Origin of the sequence: Lacinutrix iliipiscaria, assembly GCF_042686125.1 — a bacterium.
Taxonomy (GTDB): Bacteria; Bacteroidota; Bacteroidia; order Flavobacteriales; family Flavobacteriaceae; genus Oceanihabitans; species Oceanihabitans iliipiscarium.
In genome coordinates, this window is record NZ_JBHUOV010000002.1 from 56,533 (window position 1) to 76,536 (window position 20,004).

General features: G+C 33.0%; 15 protein-coding genes. 13 read left to right on the forward strand and 2 right to left on the reverse strand.

Going from position 1 to position 20,004, the window contains the following annotated elements; translation table 11 throughout:
• Positions 1–4: 4 nt before the first annotated feature.
• On the reverse strand, positions 5–2,680 hold the full coding sequence (locus ACFS5M_RS07345; RefSeq protein ID WP_379898414.1) for a putative LPS assembly protein LptD: 2,676 nt from the start codon (positions 2,678–2,680) through the stop codon (positions 5–7).
• Positions 2,681–2,864: 184 nt separating this feature from the next.
• Here ACFS5M_RS07345 and ACFS5M_RS07350 point away from each other — a divergent pair, with 184 nt between their 5' ends.
• From ACFS5M_RS07350 to bshA, 12 genes are all read left to right on the forward strand, one after another.
• Positions 2,865–3,986: an N-acetylmuramoyl-L-alanine amidase family protein gene (locus tag ACFS5M_RS07350; RefSeq protein WP_183487431.1), complete on the forward strand. Its 1,122-nt coding sequence runs from the start codon at positions 2,865–2,867 to the stop codon at positions 3,984–3,986.
• 55 nt (positions 3,987–4,041) lie between these two features.
• Entirely contained in the window at positions 4,042–4,989 is a 948-nt protein-coding gene (locus ACFS5M_RS07355) for an MlaD family protein (protein WP_183487433.1), read from the forward strand.
• Between the two features lie 12 nt (positions 4,990–5,001).
• Positions 5,002–6,315: a 4Fe-4S dicluster domain-containing protein gene (locus ACFS5M_RS07360; protein ID WP_183487435.1), complete on the forward strand. Its 1,314-nt coding sequence runs from the start codon at positions 5,002–5,004 to the stop codon at positions 6,313–6,315.
• 172 nt (positions 6,316–6,487) lie between these two features.
• Positions 6,488–7,279, forward strand: a complete 792-nt coding sequence (locus ACFS5M_RS07365; RefSeq protein WP_183487437.1) for a (Fe-S)-binding protein — start codon at positions 6,488–6,490, stop codon at positions 7,277–7,279.
• A gap of 3 nt (positions 7,280–7,282) precedes the next feature.
• Positions 7,283–7,768, forward strand: a complete 486-nt coding sequence (locus ACFS5M_RS07370) for an ABC transporter ATPase (protein WP_183487438.1) — start codon at positions 7,283–7,285, stop codon at positions 7,766–7,768.
• Positions 7,769–7,784: 16 nt separating this feature from the next.
• Positions 7,785–9,008: a phosphoserine phosphatase SerB gene (serB, locus tag ACFS5M_RS07375; protein WP_183487440.1), complete on the forward strand. Its 1,224-nt coding sequence runs from the start codon at positions 7,785–7,787 to the stop codon at positions 9,006–9,008.
• A gap of 88 nt (positions 9,009–9,096) precedes the next feature.
• Positions 9,097–9,534, forward strand: a complete 438-nt coding sequence (locus ACFS5M_RS07380) for a thioredoxin family protein (protein ID WP_183487442.1) — start codon at positions 9,097–9,099, stop codon at positions 9,532–9,534.
• Positions 9,524–10,513, forward strand: coding sequence for an FAD:protein FMN transferase (locus ACFS5M_RS07385; protein ID WP_379898420.1), 990 nt, complete (start codon positions 9,524–9,526; stop codon positions 10,511–10,513). Before ACFS5M_RS07380 ends, ACFS5M_RS07385 begins: the two co-directional genes overlap by 11 nt.
• Positions 10,506–10,718: a DUF4266 domain-containing protein gene (locus ACFS5M_RS07390; RefSeq protein WP_183487444.1), complete on the forward strand. Its 213-nt coding sequence runs from the start codon at positions 10,506–10,508 to the stop codon at positions 10,716–10,718. Before ACFS5M_RS07385 ends, ACFS5M_RS07390 begins: the two co-directional genes overlap by 8 nt.
• Before the next feature lies 1 nt (position 10,719).
• Positions 10,720–12,108 carry a DUF3570 domain-containing protein gene (locus tag ACFS5M_RS07395; protein ID WP_221267572.1) on the forward strand — a complete coding sequence of 463 codons (1,389 nt, stop codon included), beginning with the start codon at positions 10,720–10,722 and terminating at the stop codon, positions 12,106–12,108.
• 109 nt (positions 12,109–12,217) lie between these two features.
• Positions 12,218–15,178 (forward strand): glycoside hydrolase family 3 N-terminal domain-containing protein, encoded by a 2,961-nt coding sequence (locus tag ACFS5M_RS07400; protein WP_183487448.1) that lies wholly within the window; start codon positions 12,218–12,220, stop codon positions 15,176–15,178.
• Between the two features lie 16 nt (positions 15,179–15,194).
• Positions 15,195–16,340: an N-acetyl-alpha-D-glucosaminyl L-malate synthase BshA gene (gene bshA / locus ACFS5M_RS07405; protein ID WP_183487450.1), complete on the forward strand. Its 1,146-nt coding sequence runs from the start codon at positions 15,195–15,197 to the stop codon at positions 16,338–16,340.
• A gap of 59 nt (positions 16,341–16,399) precedes the next feature.
• On the opposite strand, the gene ACFS5M_RS07410 is transcribed toward bshA, so the two are convergent.
• The gene (locus ACFS5M_RS07410) at positions 16,400–16,894 is read right to left on the reverse strand and encodes a hypothetical protein (protein ID WP_183487452.1); all 495 of its coding nucleotides are present in this window, start codon (positions 16,892–16,894) and stop codon (positions 16,400–16,402) included.
• A gap of 136 nt (positions 16,895–17,030) precedes the next feature.
• Between ACFS5M_RS07410 and ACFS5M_RS07415 the strand changes: the two genes are divergently transcribed.
• Complete coding sequence (locus ACFS5M_RS07415) at positions 17,031–19,952, forward strand: FAD-binding and (Fe-S)-binding domain-containing protein (RefSeq protein WP_183487453.1); 2,922 nt, start codon at positions 17,031–17,033, stop codon at positions 19,950–19,952.
• The last annotated feature ends 52 nt before the right edge of the window (positions 19,953–20,004 follow it).

Genomic DNA, 20,004 nt, shown 5'->3' on the forward strand with positions numbered 1-20,004 from the left:
TAGACTATAATTGTTGATCTGGTTGTTTTCGCTTATCGTACTTAATATCTTTCAGCACACTCGATTTAATACCTATAAAGAAATTCCATGAACTACGAGAACTAAAAGGCACCCAAGAAAAGTTCATTCGCCAACTTAATAAATCACGTTCAAAACGTAATTGTGTATAAGTAAATCCTTGATTTTTTAAATCATAACCCGAAGAGGCTCCAACTGTCCAACGTGGAGAAAATTCTATATCACCAGAAAACATAATGGAATGTGATGAAATTTCATCTTGTCTTGCTGAATTTGAATAGTTTACGGCATAAGCAAAACGTAAGCTCCATGGGATTTTATACTTGTATAAATCGCTAGGTTTCTCGTCTTTCTTTTGGTCATTATCACTGTCATTTAAACGCTGATCAGCAAAGTCTTGAGCAACACCAAAAAGATCATCTGCACGACCACCACTTCTTAAGTTTTCATCTCGACTTTTAGATCGACTTTCATCTTCTCCTTCAAAAGATTTACTACTCAATGAATAATTCATAGTTAGGTTGGCACTTGTTAATCTGAATAAACTTCCGCCATTATCAATATTGAACTTATCAATTTTTGTATTGTTGTTATCTAAAGCATAAGGATCTAAAGTCGCTCCAAAATTTATAGTCATTTTATCATTCAATATTTGTGTGCCTCCAGTAACGCGTATTGGACTCCATTGTAATGAATCTCCTGCTAAATTATATGATGTAGAAAAATTAAGGTTGTTTAATAATATGATTTTTTTGTCTTCAGTTGCGGTACTGTCTTTGTCTCGTACTTTGGCTTCAAAATTATTTGAAAGATTTAATCCTATTGAGCTAGAGAAATTTTTATTAGGCACACCAAAAATAGAGTTTTCAAAACGTGTAAACTCAACCTCTTCAACAGTATCGCCATCTGCATTTACAACTTCTACAGTATCGTAATATTTATCGAAAGCTGGATTAATATTGTAGCTAATAGAAGGTCTAACCACATGTCTAATCGCCTTTATTTTCCTATCCTTGCCTTCTTTCTCAAAATTAAAAAGCCCATAAACTGTTGTTCCTAAACTGGTACTAAAATTGTAAGTTCTGTAAGCGTCAAATCCATTAACATCAGTAGATACTATATCATCTAACTCTGCATCATAATATTTTCTTATGGTTTTAAATGACCAATTTTCTTCATAACTGGTGCTTGCACTTAAACTAAAATATCTAAAAAGTTTAAAGTTTGTAGATATCGGAATACTGTGCTTAATTCCATTTTTTGCTTCATCCCACATTTCCTTTTTAAAAAACAAAGAATCTGTAGTTGTAATCCTATTTTCAGCTCTAAAATTATACTGAAAGTTTATATTTTGTAAGATGCCCTTTTTGGTTTCACCTTCTGGCGCAAAAGGAAAAATTCTGCTCACACTTGCTTGCACTGTAGGAAGTGTCATATTTATAACTTCGGTATTTGTATTTTGAGAATGTGTTGCAGTAACACTCATATTAACTTGAGGTTCTCCAGCAAATGTTTTTGAGTATGAAATTGATGATGCTAAAGTATTATTTAAAAAACTGGGTGCATTAACTTGATTAATGGTGCTTTGATAATACTTACTACTTCCTAAGTTAACAGATGCAGAAAAACGGGAACTCGGATTTGATTTTGCATCTTGTGTATGCGTCCATCGTATATTATAAATCGTATTTTTTGCATAATCAGGAAACCCTCGTTCACTACTAATTAAATTTTCATATCTAAACCCTATGTTTCCACCAAAACGATACCGAAGCTTATACGCACTTTCAAAGCGCATACCATAACTTCCGTTGGTATAATAATCACCTAAAACAGCTAAATCCACATAATCACTAATCGCGAAATAATAACCTCCATTTTGTAAAAAATAACCTCTATCATTTTGCTCTCCAAAACTTGGAAAAATAACTCCTGAGGTTTGCTTTTTTGTTAATGGAAAATAAGCAAAGGGTAATCCTATGGGAGTAGGAACACCATAAATAAACATGTTTGTTAATCCAGTAGCCACTTTTTCATCAGGAACGACCTTAGCTTTTCTTAAAAGAAAATAATACTCTGGATCTTCTCGATTGCTAGATGTAGTGTACTTTGCATTCTTCACAAAATAAACCGAATCGTTTTCTTTTTTTGATATTTCACTATCAAAATAACCTCCAGCTTGTTCGGTTCTGGAGTTAAATATTAATGCTTTTTCGGTGTCTATATTAAATCGAATCGAATCTGGTTCAACAACTTGCACACCTTGCTTAAAAACAGGATGTTGCGTATATTCACCTAACGAGTCTTTTAATCGTCCCGCATACACTTCATTTTTACTATAATCAATGACAATTATTCCAGCTTTAATTTCCATATCTTGATAGTAAATCTCTGCTTCGTTATATAAATACAGTTTTTGCTCTTTTCTGTTAAATGAAGTATAATCAGTCGCTTTATAGGTCACAATATCTGTAAGAAATTCAGGATTAGGTTTCACCGAATCTATTTTTGTAGAATCTTGTCCTTTTTCTGAAATCACTAACGTAGAATCTGTTTTTGTGGGATTTATGACCTCCTTAATATTCACAGAAATACTATCCTCTTTTTTAGAAGGTTTAATTTCTCCTCCAGAATTAGGTCTATCTTGTGCGTAGCTAAACATGTTAATAAACATGGTAAAACTTAAGGCAAAAATTATTTGAAAGTTATTTGTACGCAACGCTTTTAATGTATTTTTGTAAAAGTATGGCTCGGTTTTTGAATTGCCAAAATTACATATATTTTTTATGATTAATTTAATATTACGCAATTTAAAATAAACCGCATCTTAATTAGTTATTATCTTTATGAAAACGAATAGTATATCACGTTTCTTATTTATTATAATAGTATTAACGTTTTTTGTTAATACATCCACAATTTTCTCGCAAAAGTCAGATCAATTTGTAGTTGTTCTTGATGCTGGACATGGAGGTCATGATCCTGGAAGGCCAACTAAAAATGGTTATAAAGAAAAAGATATCGCCTTAAAAATAGCACTAGAGGTTGGTAAGTATTTAGAGTCTAATAAAGACGTTAAAGTTATTTATACTAGAAAAACAGATGTTTTCGTAACCTTACGTGGTAGAGCTAAAATAGCGAACGATGCAGATGCTGATTTATTTGTATCTATTCATTGTAATGCACACCACACTCAAGCTTATGGTACCGAAACCTATGTCTTAGGTGTTGGCAATACAGATCGAAATTTTAATGTGGCTAAAGCAGAAAACGAAGTGATCTTTTTAGAAGAGAATTATGAAAAACATTACGAAGGTTTTGATCCTAATGCTCCAGAGTCACTAATCGGATTAACGCTAATGCAAGAGGAGTATGTTGATCAAAGTATCATGCTGGCCGATTTAGTTGAGAAAAATTTTCAGAATAAACTTAATCGAAAAAGTAGAGGCGTAAAACAAATTAGTCTTTGGGTGCTACATAACACCTATATGCCTAGCGTACTTATTGAAACTGGATTTATCACGAATAAAACAGAAGGTAAATATTTAAACTCTAAACAAGGACAAACGGAATTGTCTAAATCTATTTTTGATGCTATTATGAGTTATAAAAAGAATTTAGATCAAAATATTGGTGAATCTGTATTTATTCCTGCTGATGATGATTTCGTTGTTAACACAAGCGAACCAGAACAAATCATTAATAACATTGTTTTTAAAGTACAAATAGCCGCAAGCTCTAGAAAATTAGAACCTAAATCTTATAATTTTAAAGGCTTATCAGACATTTCTAGAGAGACTGAAGGCACATTGTATAAGTATTTTTATGGCTATACATCAGATTATTCCAAAATAAAACAATTGCAAGCTAATGCTAAAAGTAAAGGCTATAGCTCTTGCTTTATTGTCGCTTTTAAAGATGGAAATAAAATTAGTCTCGACCAAGCCTTAAAAACAACTGCCAATTAGAGTCCTTTTTTATAAATTTATTTCTAATTTTGTTTAATAACCAATCCAAATTACTTTGAAGTTATCTAGAGAAGTTAAAACTGCAATACTTGTAATCTCAGGAATTCTATTTTTAATCGTTGGGATTAATTATCTAAAAGGGATTAACATCTTTGAACCTAAAAATGAATTCTATACAGAGTTCGATTATAATGCGCTTACTCCTTCATCTCCTGTTACAATTAAAGGAAATATCGTTGGTAAAATAAACAGTATTAAATACGATTTTGAAACAGGTAAAACTAGAGTGGCTTTTTCTATAGATAAAGGTCTAAAATTCTCTAAAGACAGTAAAATGCGGTTGTATGAACTCGGATTAATGGGAGGAAACGGAATGGCTATTATTCCTGTCGAAGGTGGTACACCTGCTAAAAACGGTGATTTCTTAGCTTCAGAAGTTGAAGAAGGCTTAGTTAAAAGTCTAACTAGTAATTTTTCTGGATTGAGCTCTGGTTTAGATGATACCTTGGAATCTGCAGATTCACTCTTAGTCAACTTAAATAAACTAATTGAAGACGATTCAGATAAAGGCCTAAAAAGTGCTATAGCAGAACTTAATTCAACCATTAAATCTTTTAAATCATTATCTTATTCTTTCAATTCATTAATTTCTAAAAATGATGACAACCTAACTGCTGTGATTTCAAACTTCAATAAAGTAAGCGCAGATTTAGCAACACTTTCTGCGGACTTAAAAGATGTTGAGATTTCTAAAACAGTTAAAAATTTAGACCAAACTTTATTGAGTGTAAATGAATTACTAGCAGGCCTAGATAATGGCGATGGTACTTTAGGGAAACTCCTCAATGATGACGAACTATACAACAACCTTGAAGTTGCCTCACAACAATTACAAGAACTATTACAGGATTTTAAATTAAACCCTAGTCGATATATTAAAGTCTCTGTCTTTGGTAAAAAAGATAAATCTGGTTATGTTAAACCAGAAGACGAAAGACAATAAACCAACCTTGACATGAATTACTTACCAAATATACTTTTTGCCATAGCACTTGTTTTAGGCTTTGGTTACTTTGCTAAAAATGTAAAAAAACTTGTACGTAATATTAAACTCGGACAAGATGTAGATGTTAGTGATAATAAATCGCAACGCTGGAAAAACATGGCCATGATTGCTTTAGGTCAAAGTAAAATGGTACGTCGTCCCATTGCTGGCCTTTTACATATTATCGTATATATTGGATTTATCATTATAAATATTGAAGTTTTAGAAATTATTATCGATGGTTTATTTGGTACACATCGTATCTTTTCTGAAGTCTTACCACAAGCGGTTTATGGCTTCTTAATCGGAAGCTTTGAAATCTTAGCCATTTTGGTTTTAGTTGCTGTAACCATCTTTTGGGTTCGAAGAAATATAATTAAACTAAAACGCTTCTGGAAAGCCGAAATGACGTCTTGGCCTAAAAATGATGGAAACTTTATCCTTTACTTTGAAATGGTCTTAATGACTTTATTCTTAGTGATGAATGCTACAGACATTCACTTTCAAGACATGAATGCTGGAAATGTGATTAGTCAATATATTGCACCTTTATTTTCAGGGCTATCTGAAGGAACACTTCACATGGTAGAAAGAGGAGCATGGTGGCTGCATATTATTGGAATCTTAATCTTCCTAAATTACTTATACTTTTCGAAACATTTGCATATTCTACTGGCTTTCCCAAACACATTCTATGGTCGCGTTAATAACAAAGGAGAGTTTAATAATTTAGACGCAGTGACTAAAGAAGTTAGAATGATGATGGATCCAAATATCGATCCTTTTGCAGCTCCTGCTGAAGGTGCAGAAAATGCGGTTCCTGCTAAATTTGGCGCTAGCGATGTGCAAGATTTATCTTGGGTCAACTTACTAAATGCATACACCTGTACAGAATGTGGTCGTTGCACTAGCGAATGTCCTGCAAACTTAACTGGTAAAAAATTATCGCCTCGTAAAATCATGATGGATACCAGAGATCGTCTGGAAGAGGTTGGTAAAAATATAGATGCTAACAATGGCGTGTTTAAAGACGATGGCAAGCAATTACTAGACGATTATATTACTCGTGAAGAAATTTGGGCATGCACAAGTTGTAATGCTTGCGTTGAAGCGTGTCCTGTGAGTATCGATCCTTTATCGATCATCATTGACATGAGACGTTATTTGGTCATGGAGCAAAGTGCTGCACCAACAGAATTAAATAGTATGATGACCAATATCGAAAATAATGGAGCACCTTGGCCTTACAACCAAATGGATCGCTTGAATTGGAAGGATGAGTAACATAATTTGGGCGTTACCACAAGGGTCAGGCTTTCGGCAGTCGCTTTTATTTTTTCTATTCGAGGCTTTTTACTCAGCAAAAGAATATCGATAACAAAAAATAAAGAGCTTCAACAAAGCCTCAATCCTTAACGCGGCAACCAACATAAAAATAACATATAAACTCAATAACATGAGCGAACAACTGAAAGTGCCAACAATGGCAGAAATGATGGCAAAAGGCGAAAAACCTGATATTCTATTTTGGGTTGGATCTGCTGGAAGTTACGACGATAGAGCAAAAAAAATAACCAAAGCTTTTGTAAAAATATTAAACAAAGCTCAAGTTAACTTTGCGGTTCTAGGTACAGAAGAAAGTTCAACAGGTGATGTGGCTAAACGTGCAGGAAACGAATTTTTATTCCAAATGCAAGCCTTAATGAATATTGAGTTGCTAAATGCTTACGAAGTTAAACGTATAGTCACTTGCGATCCACATTCATTTAATTGCCTAAAAAACGAATATCGCAATCTTGGTGGCCACTACGAGGTATTACACCATACACAATTCATAAAAGAGCTAATCGATACTAATAAGATTGAAATTAAGGACGAACGCTATAAAGGCAAGCGCATCACTTTTCATGATCCTTGCTATTTAGGGCGAGCAAATTCAGAATACGATGCACCTAGAGAGGTGTTAGCCACACTAAATGCTAATATGGAAGAAATGAAGCGCAGCAAAGCTACTGCTTTATGCTGTGGTGCAGGAGGTGCTCAAATGTTTAAAGAACCTGAAAAAGGTGATAAAGATATAAATGAGTTACGTACGGAAGATGCTTTAAAAACCAATCCAGATATCATCGCAACTGGTTGTCCTTATTGCATGACCATGATGTCTGATGGTGTTAAAGTCAAAGAAAAAGAACAGGACATACAAGTAATGGATGTCGCCGAATTAATTGCAAACACTCAAGAATTATAAATAATGCTCGTAGACTTTAATACCTTACCTGAAGAATCTCGTGTATGGATTTATCAAGCCAATCGTTCTTTTACCGAACAGGAAATCCAAGACATTTCTAATAAACTCAATCTGTTTATTGAAAATTGGACGGCTCATGGTAGTGACTTACAAGCTGGTCATACTCTTGTATATAAGCGCTTTATCGTTATTGGTTTAAATCAAAATTTAAACCATGCTACTGGCTGCTCTATTGATGCTTCTGTGCATTTTATCCAACAACTAGAAAAAGATTATAATGTCGATTTAATGGATAAAATGAATGTATCCTATAAACAGGGCGAATTTATTGCACATAAAACACTAACCGATTTTAAAAAAATGGCTAAAGACAAAGCCGTTTCTAAAAACACTATTGTATTCAATAATTTGGTAAATACAGTCGCAGAATTCAAAGAAAATTGGGAAGTTCCTGCAAGCGAAAGTTGGCATAGCAGATTTTTAAAATAAGAAGCGATTTTTTAGTATGGCCAACGAAATTTTTTTATTAAATATCTCAGGACAAGATAAGCCTGGATTAACGTCGAGTTTAACACATGTTTTAACCAATTATGGTGCTAAAATATTAGATATTGGACAAGCAAATATTCACGATACTTTGTCTTTGGGATTTATGTTTGAAATTGAATCTGGAAACAATTCTGCAACTGTTTTAAAAGATTTACTTTTTAAAGCTTATGAACTTGGAGTACAAGCTAAATTTACACCTATTTCACTCGAGGATTATGAAAAATGGGTGAAACTTCAAGGTAAGGATCGATATATCATTACCATTCTAGGTGAAAAACTATCGGCAGAACAAATTTCTAAAGTCACGAAAGTGATCTCAGATAAAAATTTGAATATTGATGCTATAAAACGACTGACTGGTCGTACTTCTCTTATCCAAAAAGAAGAATATCCTAGAGCTTCTATACAACTTTCTATTAGAGGTAAAATTGATTGTAAATCTGACTTTACAGAAAAGTTTATGCAAATTTCTAGAGACTTAGATGTTGATATTGCTTTTCAGGAAGATAATATTTACAGAAGAAATAGACGTTTAGTCTGTTTTGATATGGACTCTACACTTATTCAAACCGAAGTTATTGATGAATTAGCAGAAATAGCTGGTGTTGGCGATGAAGTCAGAGCAATAACAGAGTCCGCTATGCAAGGTGAAATCGATTTTAATGAAAGCTTTATCAAACGTATGAAGCTTTTAAAAGGCTTAAACGAAGATGTCTTACTTAAGGTTGCAGAAAATTTACCAATAACAAAAGGAGCTAAAAGACTAATTGATACTCTTAATAATTACGGATTTAAAACAGCTATTCTATCTGGAGGGTTTACTTACTTTGGACATTATTTGCAAAAAAAATTAGGCATAGATTATGTTTACGCCAATCAGTTAGAAATAAAAGATGGTCTGCTAACTGGTGGTTATATTGGCGACATTGTTGATGGTAATAAAAAAGCAGAATACTTAAAAGAAATAGCTGATAAAGAAGGCATAAACATAAGTCAAACTATTGCTGTTGGTGATGGTGCTAACGATTTGCCAATGCTAAATCTAGCTGGATTAGGCATAGCCTTTCATGCAAAACCAACCGTTAAAGACAACGCGCAAAGCTCTATATCTAGTATTGGATTAGATGGTGTGCTTTATCTGTTAGGATATCATGACAGACACATAGACTTAATTGATTAAATTTCAATTTATACATTTTACTCTGTAACATTAGTTACAAAATATTGAGCCACTTTTTTCGTTATTGTACTTATTATATTTAATTAGAATGAAAAAATCAATTGCTTTAATTATTTTCTTATTGTTTACTATAAGTTTAACTGCTCAAGAATGGATTACTTCTTTTGAAGAGGCTAAAAATATAGCAACGAAGAATAATCATAATATTGTTTTAGTTTTTCAAGGGTCTGATTGGTGTGGTCCATGTATTAAATTAGATAAAGAAGTTTGGAGTACTTCATCATTTCAAAAGTTAGCAGAAAATCATTTTGTAATGTTGCAAGCAGATTTCCCAAGACGAAAGCAAAATAGATTGTCTTCTGAATTACAAGCACAAAATAACAAACTAGCAGAGTCTTACAATCCTAATGGCTATTTCCCCTATGTTGTAGTTTTGAATACTAAAGGAAAAGTATTAGGAACTCTAGGTTATGAAAAAACAACGCCAGAACTTTATTTTGACAAACTAATTGCTTTTGAAAAATAATCTATTCATATTAGCATTCTTAACTGTTTCCATTACTTTTTCACAAGAAGTTTTTCAAAGAACAGTAATACTAATGGGAAGTCGATTTGATTTTTCAGTAGTTGCAAATTCTAATGTAGAAGGTAATAATTATATAGATATAGCTATTGAAGAAATTACAAGAATTGAAAAACTAATTTCGTCTTGGGATAAGAATTCACAAACATCATTAATTAATTCCAACGCAGGAATCCAACCAATAAAAGTTGACGAAGAACTGTTTCAGCTAATAGAACGCTCCATCAAAATTTCTAAGCTAACTAATGGTGCTTTTGATATTAGTTATGCTTCTATGGACAAAGTCTGGAAGTTTGATGGTTCAATGGCAGAAATGCCATCTCCTGAAAGCGTTAAAAAATCAATCGAAAAAGTAGGCTATCAAAACATCATCCTAAATAAAGAAAACCAAACTGTGTTCTTAAAATTAGAAGGAATGAAAATTGGCTTTGGAGCTATTGGAAAAGGTTATGCTGCAGATAAAGCCAAAGCTTTACTGCAAAGTAAAGGGGCTGTATCTGGCATAATAAATGCATCTGGTGATTTAAATGCTTGGGGAAAACAACCTAATAATAAAGATTGGATGGTTGCTATTGTGAACCCATTAAATAAAACTAAAGTTTTTTCTTGGTTACCAATCTATAATAGTGCTGTAGTCACTTCTGGAAATTATGAAAAATACATTAAGTTTAATGATGAGCTTTATTCTCATATTATTGATCCACGTTCGGGATATCCCAGTAAAGGCATCCTAAGTGTTTCCGTTTTTACAACATCTGCAGAACTAGCAGATGCCTTAGCAACTTCTGTTTTTGTCATGGGAGTAGAGGTTGGACTCGACTTTATAAATCAACTTAAAGATATTGAATGTATAATTGTTGATGCTAACAATCATATTAACACATCAAATAATATCAAGTTAAAACAAGAAAATCATGATTAAGAGATTATTAGTATTCATTTTGTTAATAACAACTGTCAGCTCTTGCATTTCTGTAAAGGAATACGAGAAAGTATTTTTAAATGATCCTGATATGGTATTGTCTCAAAAAAAGGTAGATCGGTTTGAAACAAATTTCCAAGTCTATCGTGAGGCTGCATCTGGTGCTAATGGAGGAAAATCTGGAGGAGGCTGTGGATGTAATTAATATGAAAAAAACATTTGCAATATTATTTTTAGTTTGCTTTAGCCAAGTATTTAGCCAACAAGACTCAACAATAGTTTATAAAAAACGAGTTTTAGAAACTACCGAAGTGGATTTTTTGACTAGTTATTATTCGCAAGATGGTGACAATGCTTCGGTGTCAGGAGGTGTAGGTACTGAAGAGCTAACCGATTTCACACCTACAATTATTATTAACTTACCTCTAAATGCTGATGATGTACTGACTATTGATGCAGGAATATCAACATATACTTCAGCCTCGTCTAGTAATTTAAATCCTTTTGATGATTCCGAAGGAAATAATATAACAGGTAGTCCTTGGGTAGCATCGTCTGGTGCATCTCAAAAAGATACATGGGGAAGTATTAATGTGAGCTATGCACACAGTTCTGACAATAGAAATAATAATTGGAACGCCAATATATCTTTCGCTACAGAATATGATTATACATCTGTTGGTTTTGGAGGTGGTTTTACTAAGCTATTTAATGAGAAAAATACAGAAATAGGAATTAAAGCCAGCATATATTTAGACACTTGGAGCCCTAAGTACCCAATAGAACTTGATGCTTATTTAAAAAATAATGGCAATTTAAATGAAGGCTTTTTTGCAAACGTCGATGTTTTAAGTCAAAATGGTAATGTAAATCCAAATTGGAGTCCAGTTTCTGGTTTTGATTTAATAAATGATAAATCTAGAAATTCTTATGCATTATCGTTTAGTTTTTCTCAAATACTAAGTAAGACTACTCAAATGTCTTTATTTTTTGATTTAGTAAAACAAGATGGTTGGTTAGCAAACCCTATGCAGCGTGTTTATTTTGCTGATATTGATAATTACTATATTGGTAATCCAAATAGTATTGATAATTATACATCTTCTAATAATACAGATGTTTTTCAGTTAGCAGATGATATCGAAAGATTACCTAATAGTCGCTTTAAAGTTCCAATAGGACTGCGCTTTAATTATTATTTAAATGAAGTTATTTCCTTAAGGACATACTATCGCTATTATTTTGATAATTGGGGAGTTAATGCACATACAGCTAGTATAGAGGTGCCTGTAAAAATTACTCAAAAGTTCACATTATATCCATCATATAGATTTTATAATCAAACCGCTGCAGATTATTTTGCGCCTTATGAAGAAAACCTCTCAACTAGTGAGTATTATACTTCAGACTATGATTTGTCTAAATTCAATGCAAACCAATATGGATTTGGAATATCATATACAGATATATTTTCTAAGTTTCATCTTTGGAAGTTTGGCTTAAAAAACATTGACTTTAAATACAATAATTATAAGCGTAATACAGGTTTAAAGGCTAATATTTTTGCCATAGCCTTTAAGTTTGTAATGGACTAAGAATAATTGTTACTATTATTCTTGATAAATCTATCATAAAGTCTGATTAAATTCGTTCTAAAAATGTTATTTTGGCATAGTTTTTTAGCTATACTTATTAAACAATTTTATGCGTCAATTCTATTTACTACTTACATTAAGTTTATTTTCATTTTTTAATTGTTCTGCTCAAGAGGATAACCCTCTTGTCAAAAAAGATGCTGTCGGTCAAAACAAATGGGTTGATAGTGTGTATAATAGCATGAATTTAAATGAAAAAATCGGTCAACTTTTTATGGTTCAAGTCTTTTCGAACCAAGACATCAAGTCAAAAAATAAAATTGTCAAACTCATTAAAGAGCAACATATTGGAGGTTTAATCTATTCCAATGGTGGACCAGTAAGACAAGCGAAATTAAATAATGAATTACAAGCAGCTTCAAAAATTCCATTATTGGTAGGTATGGATGCTGAATGGGGTTTAAGTATGCGACTGGATTCTACTTATGCCTTTCCGTGGAATATGACGCTTGGCGCTATAAAAAATAATGAATTGGTTGAAAAAGCTGGAAGACAAATAGGAGAACATTGTAAGCGCTTAGGGGTTCATTTTAATTTTGCTCCTGTAGTAGATATTAATACCAATCCTAAAAACCCAATTATTGGTAATCGCTCTTTTGGTGAAGATCGAGATAATGTAACCGAAAAAGCACTGGCCTTTATGAAAGGCATGCAAAGCGCTGGAGTCTTAGCCAATGCTAAACACTTCCCTGGTCATGGTGATACAGATGCAGATTCGCATAAAACCTTACCAACCATTTCATTTGATAAAGCACGTATCGATTCCGTAGAATTATATCCTTATAGACGATTAATAAAAGAAGGTCTATCAAGCGTCATGGTGGCACATTTAAATGTACCTAGTTTAGAAGCTCGCAGTGGCTTTCCTTCTTCTTTATCAAAACATATTGTGACAGATATTTTAAAAGAACGCTTAGGCTTTAAAGGCTTAATATTCACTGATGCACTAACAATGAAAGGTGCTGCCGATTTTATAGAAAAATCCATCGATGGAACTACCAATAAAAAAATTATTACTGGAGGAGAAATAGACCTTGCAGCATTTTTAGCTGGAAACGATGTAATGTTAATGTCTGAAGCTCCAGAAAAAGCAATCGCTAAATTCGTGGATGCATACAATACTGAAGTGATTACAGAAGAACGTTTAGCACATTCTGTTAAAAAAATATTACAAGCTAAATATAAAGTCGGATTAAATCATTACAAACCTATTGGCACACATAATTTAGTAGAAGATTTAAATAGAATTAAAGATGATGCTTTATATGAAGAACTCTTAGAAAATGCAATTACAGTTGCTAAAAACAAACCTGGCTTGCTGCCATTACGAAAATTAGAAACTAAGAGTATTGCCTATGTTAAATTAGGAGATGATGAGGGCTCAGATTTTTTAAGTGAGCTTCAGAAATATACACGTGTTCATGAGATTAAAGCTGAAAAACTTGACGAACTACTCAATAAATTAAAACCGTATAATACAGTCATTGTTGGTTTGCATCGTTCCAATGCTAATCCATGGAAAAGTTATAAGTTCACAGATAAAGAGTTGGTATGGTTATATGAAATTGCCAGAACAAATACTGTGATTTTAGACCTGTTTGTAAAGCCTTATGCCCTTTTAGATTTAAATACAGTAACCAACATTGAAGGAATCGTGGTGAGTTATCAAAACAGTCCTATCGCTCAGCAAAAATCAGCACAACTCATATTTGGAGCAATTGCAGCAAAAGGCTCTTTACCTGTTTCTGCAGGAGAACATTTTAGTGTTGGTCAAGGTGAAATCTACAATCCAATAAACAGATTAGCATACACGATTCCTGAGCGAGTTGGTATGAGTTCATCTCAATTGAATAAAATTGACTCTATTGCAAATCATGCCGTAAATTCAGGAATGACGCCTGGAATTCAATTATTGGTAGCGCGACATGGTAAGGTGATATACAATAAAAATTTTGGTAAACATACCTACGATAAAAATGCAGAAAGTGTTAAGTTTAATGATATTTATGATGTAGCGTCTCTCACTAAAATTTTAGCAACATTACCTTTATTAATGGAACTTGAAGAACAAGGAATCCTGTCATTAGATAGTAAGCTTTCTAAATTAATTCCAGAATATAAAGGCACGAATAAAGAAAATATCACAATCAAACAAATGTTGTCTCATTATGCAAGGTTAAAACCTTGGATTCCGTTTTATTATGCCACTTTAGATTCAATAACCAAACATCCTGATCCAAAATATTACAGAAAAAAATTCGATAAAACATTTAGTGTTAAGGTTGCTGATGAATTGTATATGCGAAAAGATTATAAAGATTCAATTCAAGGTATAATTAAAGATACCGATTTACTATCTAGTCTGCGCTATCGCTATAGTGATTTACCATATTATATTCTAAAGAAATTTATTGAGAAACATTACGACAAACCTTTAGATGAATTAACAAAAGATCATTTTTATGAATCTTTAGGTGCCAATCATACTATGTATAACCCTAATAATAAAGTCAGTAATAAGAATATTGTCCCTACTGAAGAAGACGATTATTTTAGATATCAAAAAATTCATGGGTATGTTCATGATATGGGAGCTGCAATGCAAGGTGGAGTAGGTGGACATGCTGGTGTTTTTAGTAATGCAAACGACGTCGCTAAAATCATGCAAATGTACTTGCAAAAAGGCTATTATGGAGGCAAACGTTATTTTAAACCTGAAACTTTAGATAAGTTTAATAAATGCTATTATTGCGATAAAGATAACCGACGCGGAATAGGATTTGACAAGCCTCAATTAGGAGATTCAGGTCCAACTTGTGGTTGTATCTCAATGACTAGTTTTGGACATTCTGGGTTTACAGGAACCTATGCTTGGGCAGACCCTGAAGAAGAAATTGTATATATATTTTTAGCAAATAGAACCTATCCTAAAGCAGGTAAAAATTTATTATTAAGAGAAAATATTAGAACCAATATTCAAGAGGCTATTTATGAAGCCATTATAGAATAGATACATTTAAGAATATATGAAAATAGGAATAGTATGTTATCCTACATTTGGAGGAAGTGGAGTTGTTGCTACAGAGCTTGGTATTGAGTTGTCTAAACGTGGACATGAGATTCATTTTATAACATATAATCAACCTGTAAGATTAGAACAATTAAGCAATAATGTGCATTATCACGAGGTAAATGTCCCTGAATATCCACTATTTCATTACCAACCTTATGAGCTGGCTTTATCTAGTAAATTGGTAGATATGGTTAAGCTTCATAACATTGAAATTTTGCATGTTCATTATGCGATTCCTCATGCTTATGCTGCATACATGGCACAGAAAATGCTTCGAGAAGAAAGTATATATATTCCTATTGTAACAACTCTGCATGGCACAGATATTACACTTGTAGGTTCCCATCCTTTTTATAAACCTGCTGTAACATTTAGCATCAATAAATCTGATGCCGTTACTGCGGTTTCACAAAGCTTAAAAGATGACACTATGCGATTGTTTGATATTAAAAATGAAATCCATGTCGTCACCAACTTTATCGATATTAATAAATATAATTTTCATTTTACGGACTGCCAACGTGATATGATGGCTCATGAAAATGAAAAAATTATAACTCATATCAGTAACTTCAGACCTGTAAAGCGTATTGAAGATGTTATTAATGTATTCTATAATGTTCAAAAAGAAATCCCTGCAAAGCTAATGATGGTTGGAGAAGGCCCTGAAAAAGAAAAAGCAGAACAACTTTGTGAAAAACTTGATATTTTAGAAAAAGTAATCTTCTTTGGAAGAAGTCATGAAATAGATAAAATTTTGTGCTTTAGTGATTTATTCCTGCTACCAAGTGAGACAGAAAGTTTTGGTCTTGCTGCTTTAGAAGCAATGGCTTCAGGAGTGCCTGTAATCTCTAGCAATACTGGAGGAATACCAGAAGTCAATAAACAAGGTGTAACAGGGTTTTTAAGTCATGTTGGTGATATCGATGACATGTCTAAAAATGCCATTCATATTTTAAGCAATCAGGAGCGTTTAAAAACCTTTAAACAAAATGCCAAAGTTGAAGCGGCAAAATTTGATATTCATAACATTGTTCCGCAATATGAAACTATATACGAGAATACTCTAAAAATGTGTTTGTTTACACAAAAGCTATAAACATATTAAAGCCACTTTTAAATAAAGTGGCTTTATAATATTTTAAAATAGTTCTTCGATTAAAACGTGTAACGAACACCAACACCAACATCAAAGTCTAGATTGTCATTATCGTAAACATCATCACCAAAACCTAATTCAGGTCTGATATCTAAGGATAATAACAAAGGAAAATCAAAATGATACTCAACACCAATGTCTCCAGCAATAAATCCAAAAGTATCAGTAACATTATCATTAGTGCCTCGAATATCTATCGTAACTGAGCTTAAGCCTCCTCCAGCTCCAAAATACCAATTGAAATCATTAACCAATGGCTTAATCCATTGAAATAAGGCAACACCTTTAACGCCTCTAAGGTTTCTTCCATTTCGCCATCCCAAATCAAATTCTAAGCGATTATGCTCTAAAATGGCACGTTGATACGATACAGAAGCTCCAAAGCCTTCGCTATCTCCTAAGCGTAAGCCAATAGCATTAGGTGCAATTTCTTGAGCTTTTATTATCCCAAAGCTTCCCATAAACACAACAATGACTAAAACTAATTTTTTCATAAACTTTAATTTTTATAATTAATACGGATTTATAAATGACTTAAACATTTTTATTTCACATTCATTTACAAAAACAACGCCAAAAATCAATTTATATTAGATTTCTTTTTAGTTTTATAATGACTTTTCATTTTTTATGGATATACACTCAAAATTGAATGTTTTAAATTCTCAACTGACAGGAGAACTACATTTTGATAGCTTAATGCGTACTATTTATGCCACTGATGCTTCTGTGTATCGAACTCTACCATTGGCAGTTGCTTTTCCTAAAAATGAAAACGATATTAAACGCCTTATTGATTTTGCACGAACTCATAAAACCTCTCTAATTCCTAGAACTGCTGGAACTTCATTAGCTGGACAATGTGTTGGGCATGGTATTGTAGTTGATGTCTCAAAGCATTTCACAAAAATTTTAGACGTTAACGAATCGCAACAAACAGTTAGAGTACAACCTGGTGTTATTCGTGACGAGCTTAATAATTTCTTAAAACCTTTCGGATTGTTCTTCGGTCCTAATACATCCACTTCAAATCGCTGTATGATAGGAGGTATGGTTGGTAATAATTCTTCTGGAACTACCTCAATTCAGTATGGTGTAACTAGAGATAAGGTTGTTGAATTGCAAACCATATTAAGTGATGGTACTTCGGTTGCTTTTGGTGAATTGACTCCAGATGCCTTTAAAATTAAAGCAGAATTACAAACGCTTGAAGGTGATATTTATAGAACTATTTATTCTGAACTTAGTTCTGAAACGGCTCAACAGCAAATTAAATCGGAGTTCCCCAACCCAGAAATCCATCGAAGAAATACAGGATATGCTATTGATGAACTCATAAAATCTGAAGTGTTTTCTGCGTCCACAGAAAAAATTAACGTCTGTAAGTTGCTTGCAGGTAGTGAAGGGACTCTAGCATTTACAACCGAAATTACACTAAAGCTAGATCTTCTCCCTCCAAGTGAAAGCATAATGGTAGCTGCTCATTTTAAAAGTGTTTCTGACTGCTTACAAAGCGTTCAAACAGTGATGAAACATGATTTGCATACCTGTGAAATGATGGATAAAACCATTCTAGATCTAACCAAACATAATAAAACACAACAGGAAAACAGACAGTTTATTCAAGGTGATCCTGAAGCCATTCTTATGTGTGAAGTTAGAAGTCACTCTTCTGATGAAGTTAAACAGAAAGCGAATCTTCTTCACAATACCATAAAAGCACAAGGATTAAGCTATGCAAATCCTTTATTACATGATGACACGATAACTAAGGCTGTTGAATTGCGTAAAGCAGGATTGGGTTTATTAGGAAATATGATTGGCGATAAGAAAACCGTTGCTTGTATTGAAGATACTGCTGTAGCGTTACCTGATTTAGCAAACTATATTGAAGACTTTACGGCATTGATGAAAACCTATAATCAAAATGCAGTGTATTATGCACATGCTGGTGCTGGTGAGTTGCATTTAAGACCAATACTGAATTTAAAACAAAAAGAAGATGTTGTTTTATTTAGACAAATAACAACAGATGTTGCTAAGTTAGTAAAGAAATATAAAGGCTCAATTAGTGGCGAGCATGGTGATGGTATTGTGCGAGCAGAATTTATTCCTTTAATGATTGGTGATGCCAATTACAAGATTTTAAAACGGATTAAAGCTGTTTTTGATGCTGACAATATCTTCAATCCTGGAAAAATTGTTGATGCATTTCCTATGGATGAAAACCTACGCTATGAAGCCGATAGAGTAGAACCCAAAGTCGATACGCTTTTAGATTTTTCGAAATCACAAGGCATTCTTCGTGAAGCTGAAAAATGTAATGGTTCTGGTGATTGCAGGAAACTTCCAGAGTTTGGAGGAACCATGTGTCCGAGTTATAGAGCTACTAAAAATGAGAAAGACACAACACGTGCTAGAGCGAATGCCTTAAGAGAATTTTTAACGCATTCCGAAAAAGCTAATAAATTTAATCATAAAGAACTTAAAGCGGTTTTCGATTTATGCTTGAGCTGTAAAGCCTGCGCAAGTGAATGTCCGAGTAGTGTCGATGTCGCAAGTTTAAAAGCGGAGTTTCAGTACCAATACCAACAAGCAAATGGAGTGGCTTTGCGAACCAAACTATTCGCTTATAATAATAAACTCAATACCATTGGTAGTCGTTTTCCTAGACTTACAAATTTTGTGTTTTCAAATCGTTTTAGCTCTGGAATTTTAAAATCTTCATTAGGTGTAGCTCAAAAAAGAAGTCTTCCTTTAATTTCAAATAAAAGTTTAAGTAAGTATTATCTAAATTTTGAAAATCAGTCTATTAAAAATAATCACATAAAGACTGTTTATCTATTTAATGATGAGTTTACAAATCTATTAGATACCACCATTGGAATCGATGCACTACAATTACTAACACAACTTAACTACAAGGTTAAAATGATAAATCACGAAGAATCTGGTCGTGCATTTTTATCTAAAGGCCTTTTAAAACAAGCCAAACAATTAGCAAATAAAAACGTATCTATTTTTAAAGATTTAATTTCTGATGAAACACCACTTATTGGTATAGAACCTTCAGCAATACTCACGTTTAAAGATGAATATCTTAAACTTGCAGACGACTTACCTTCAGCAGAACACATAGCAAAACACACCTTTTTAATCGAAGAGTTTCTTCAGAAAGAAATACAATTAGGACACATCAAGGCTTCACAGTTTACGAATGAAGCCAAAACCATTAAGTTTCATGGCCATTGCCATCAAAAGGCATTAGCAAATCAATGGTCCAGTTTTGAACTCTTAAATCTACCAGAGAACTATAAAGTAACCATTATTCCTAGTGGTTGCTGTGGTATGGCAGGAAGTTTTGGTTACGAAAAGGAGCATTATAAAGTGAGCATGCAAATAGGCGAACAGACTTTATTTCCAGCAATAAGGAAGTCGAATAAAGACGTTATCATTGCCGCAAATGGAACGAGCTGTAGGCATCAAATAAAAGATGGAACACAACGTGAAGCATTACATCCTATAAGCATAATAAGACATGCTTTAAAATAAAAAAACGCCCTAATTAAAATTAGAGCGTTTTTCAAACTACTAGAGTTTTCTG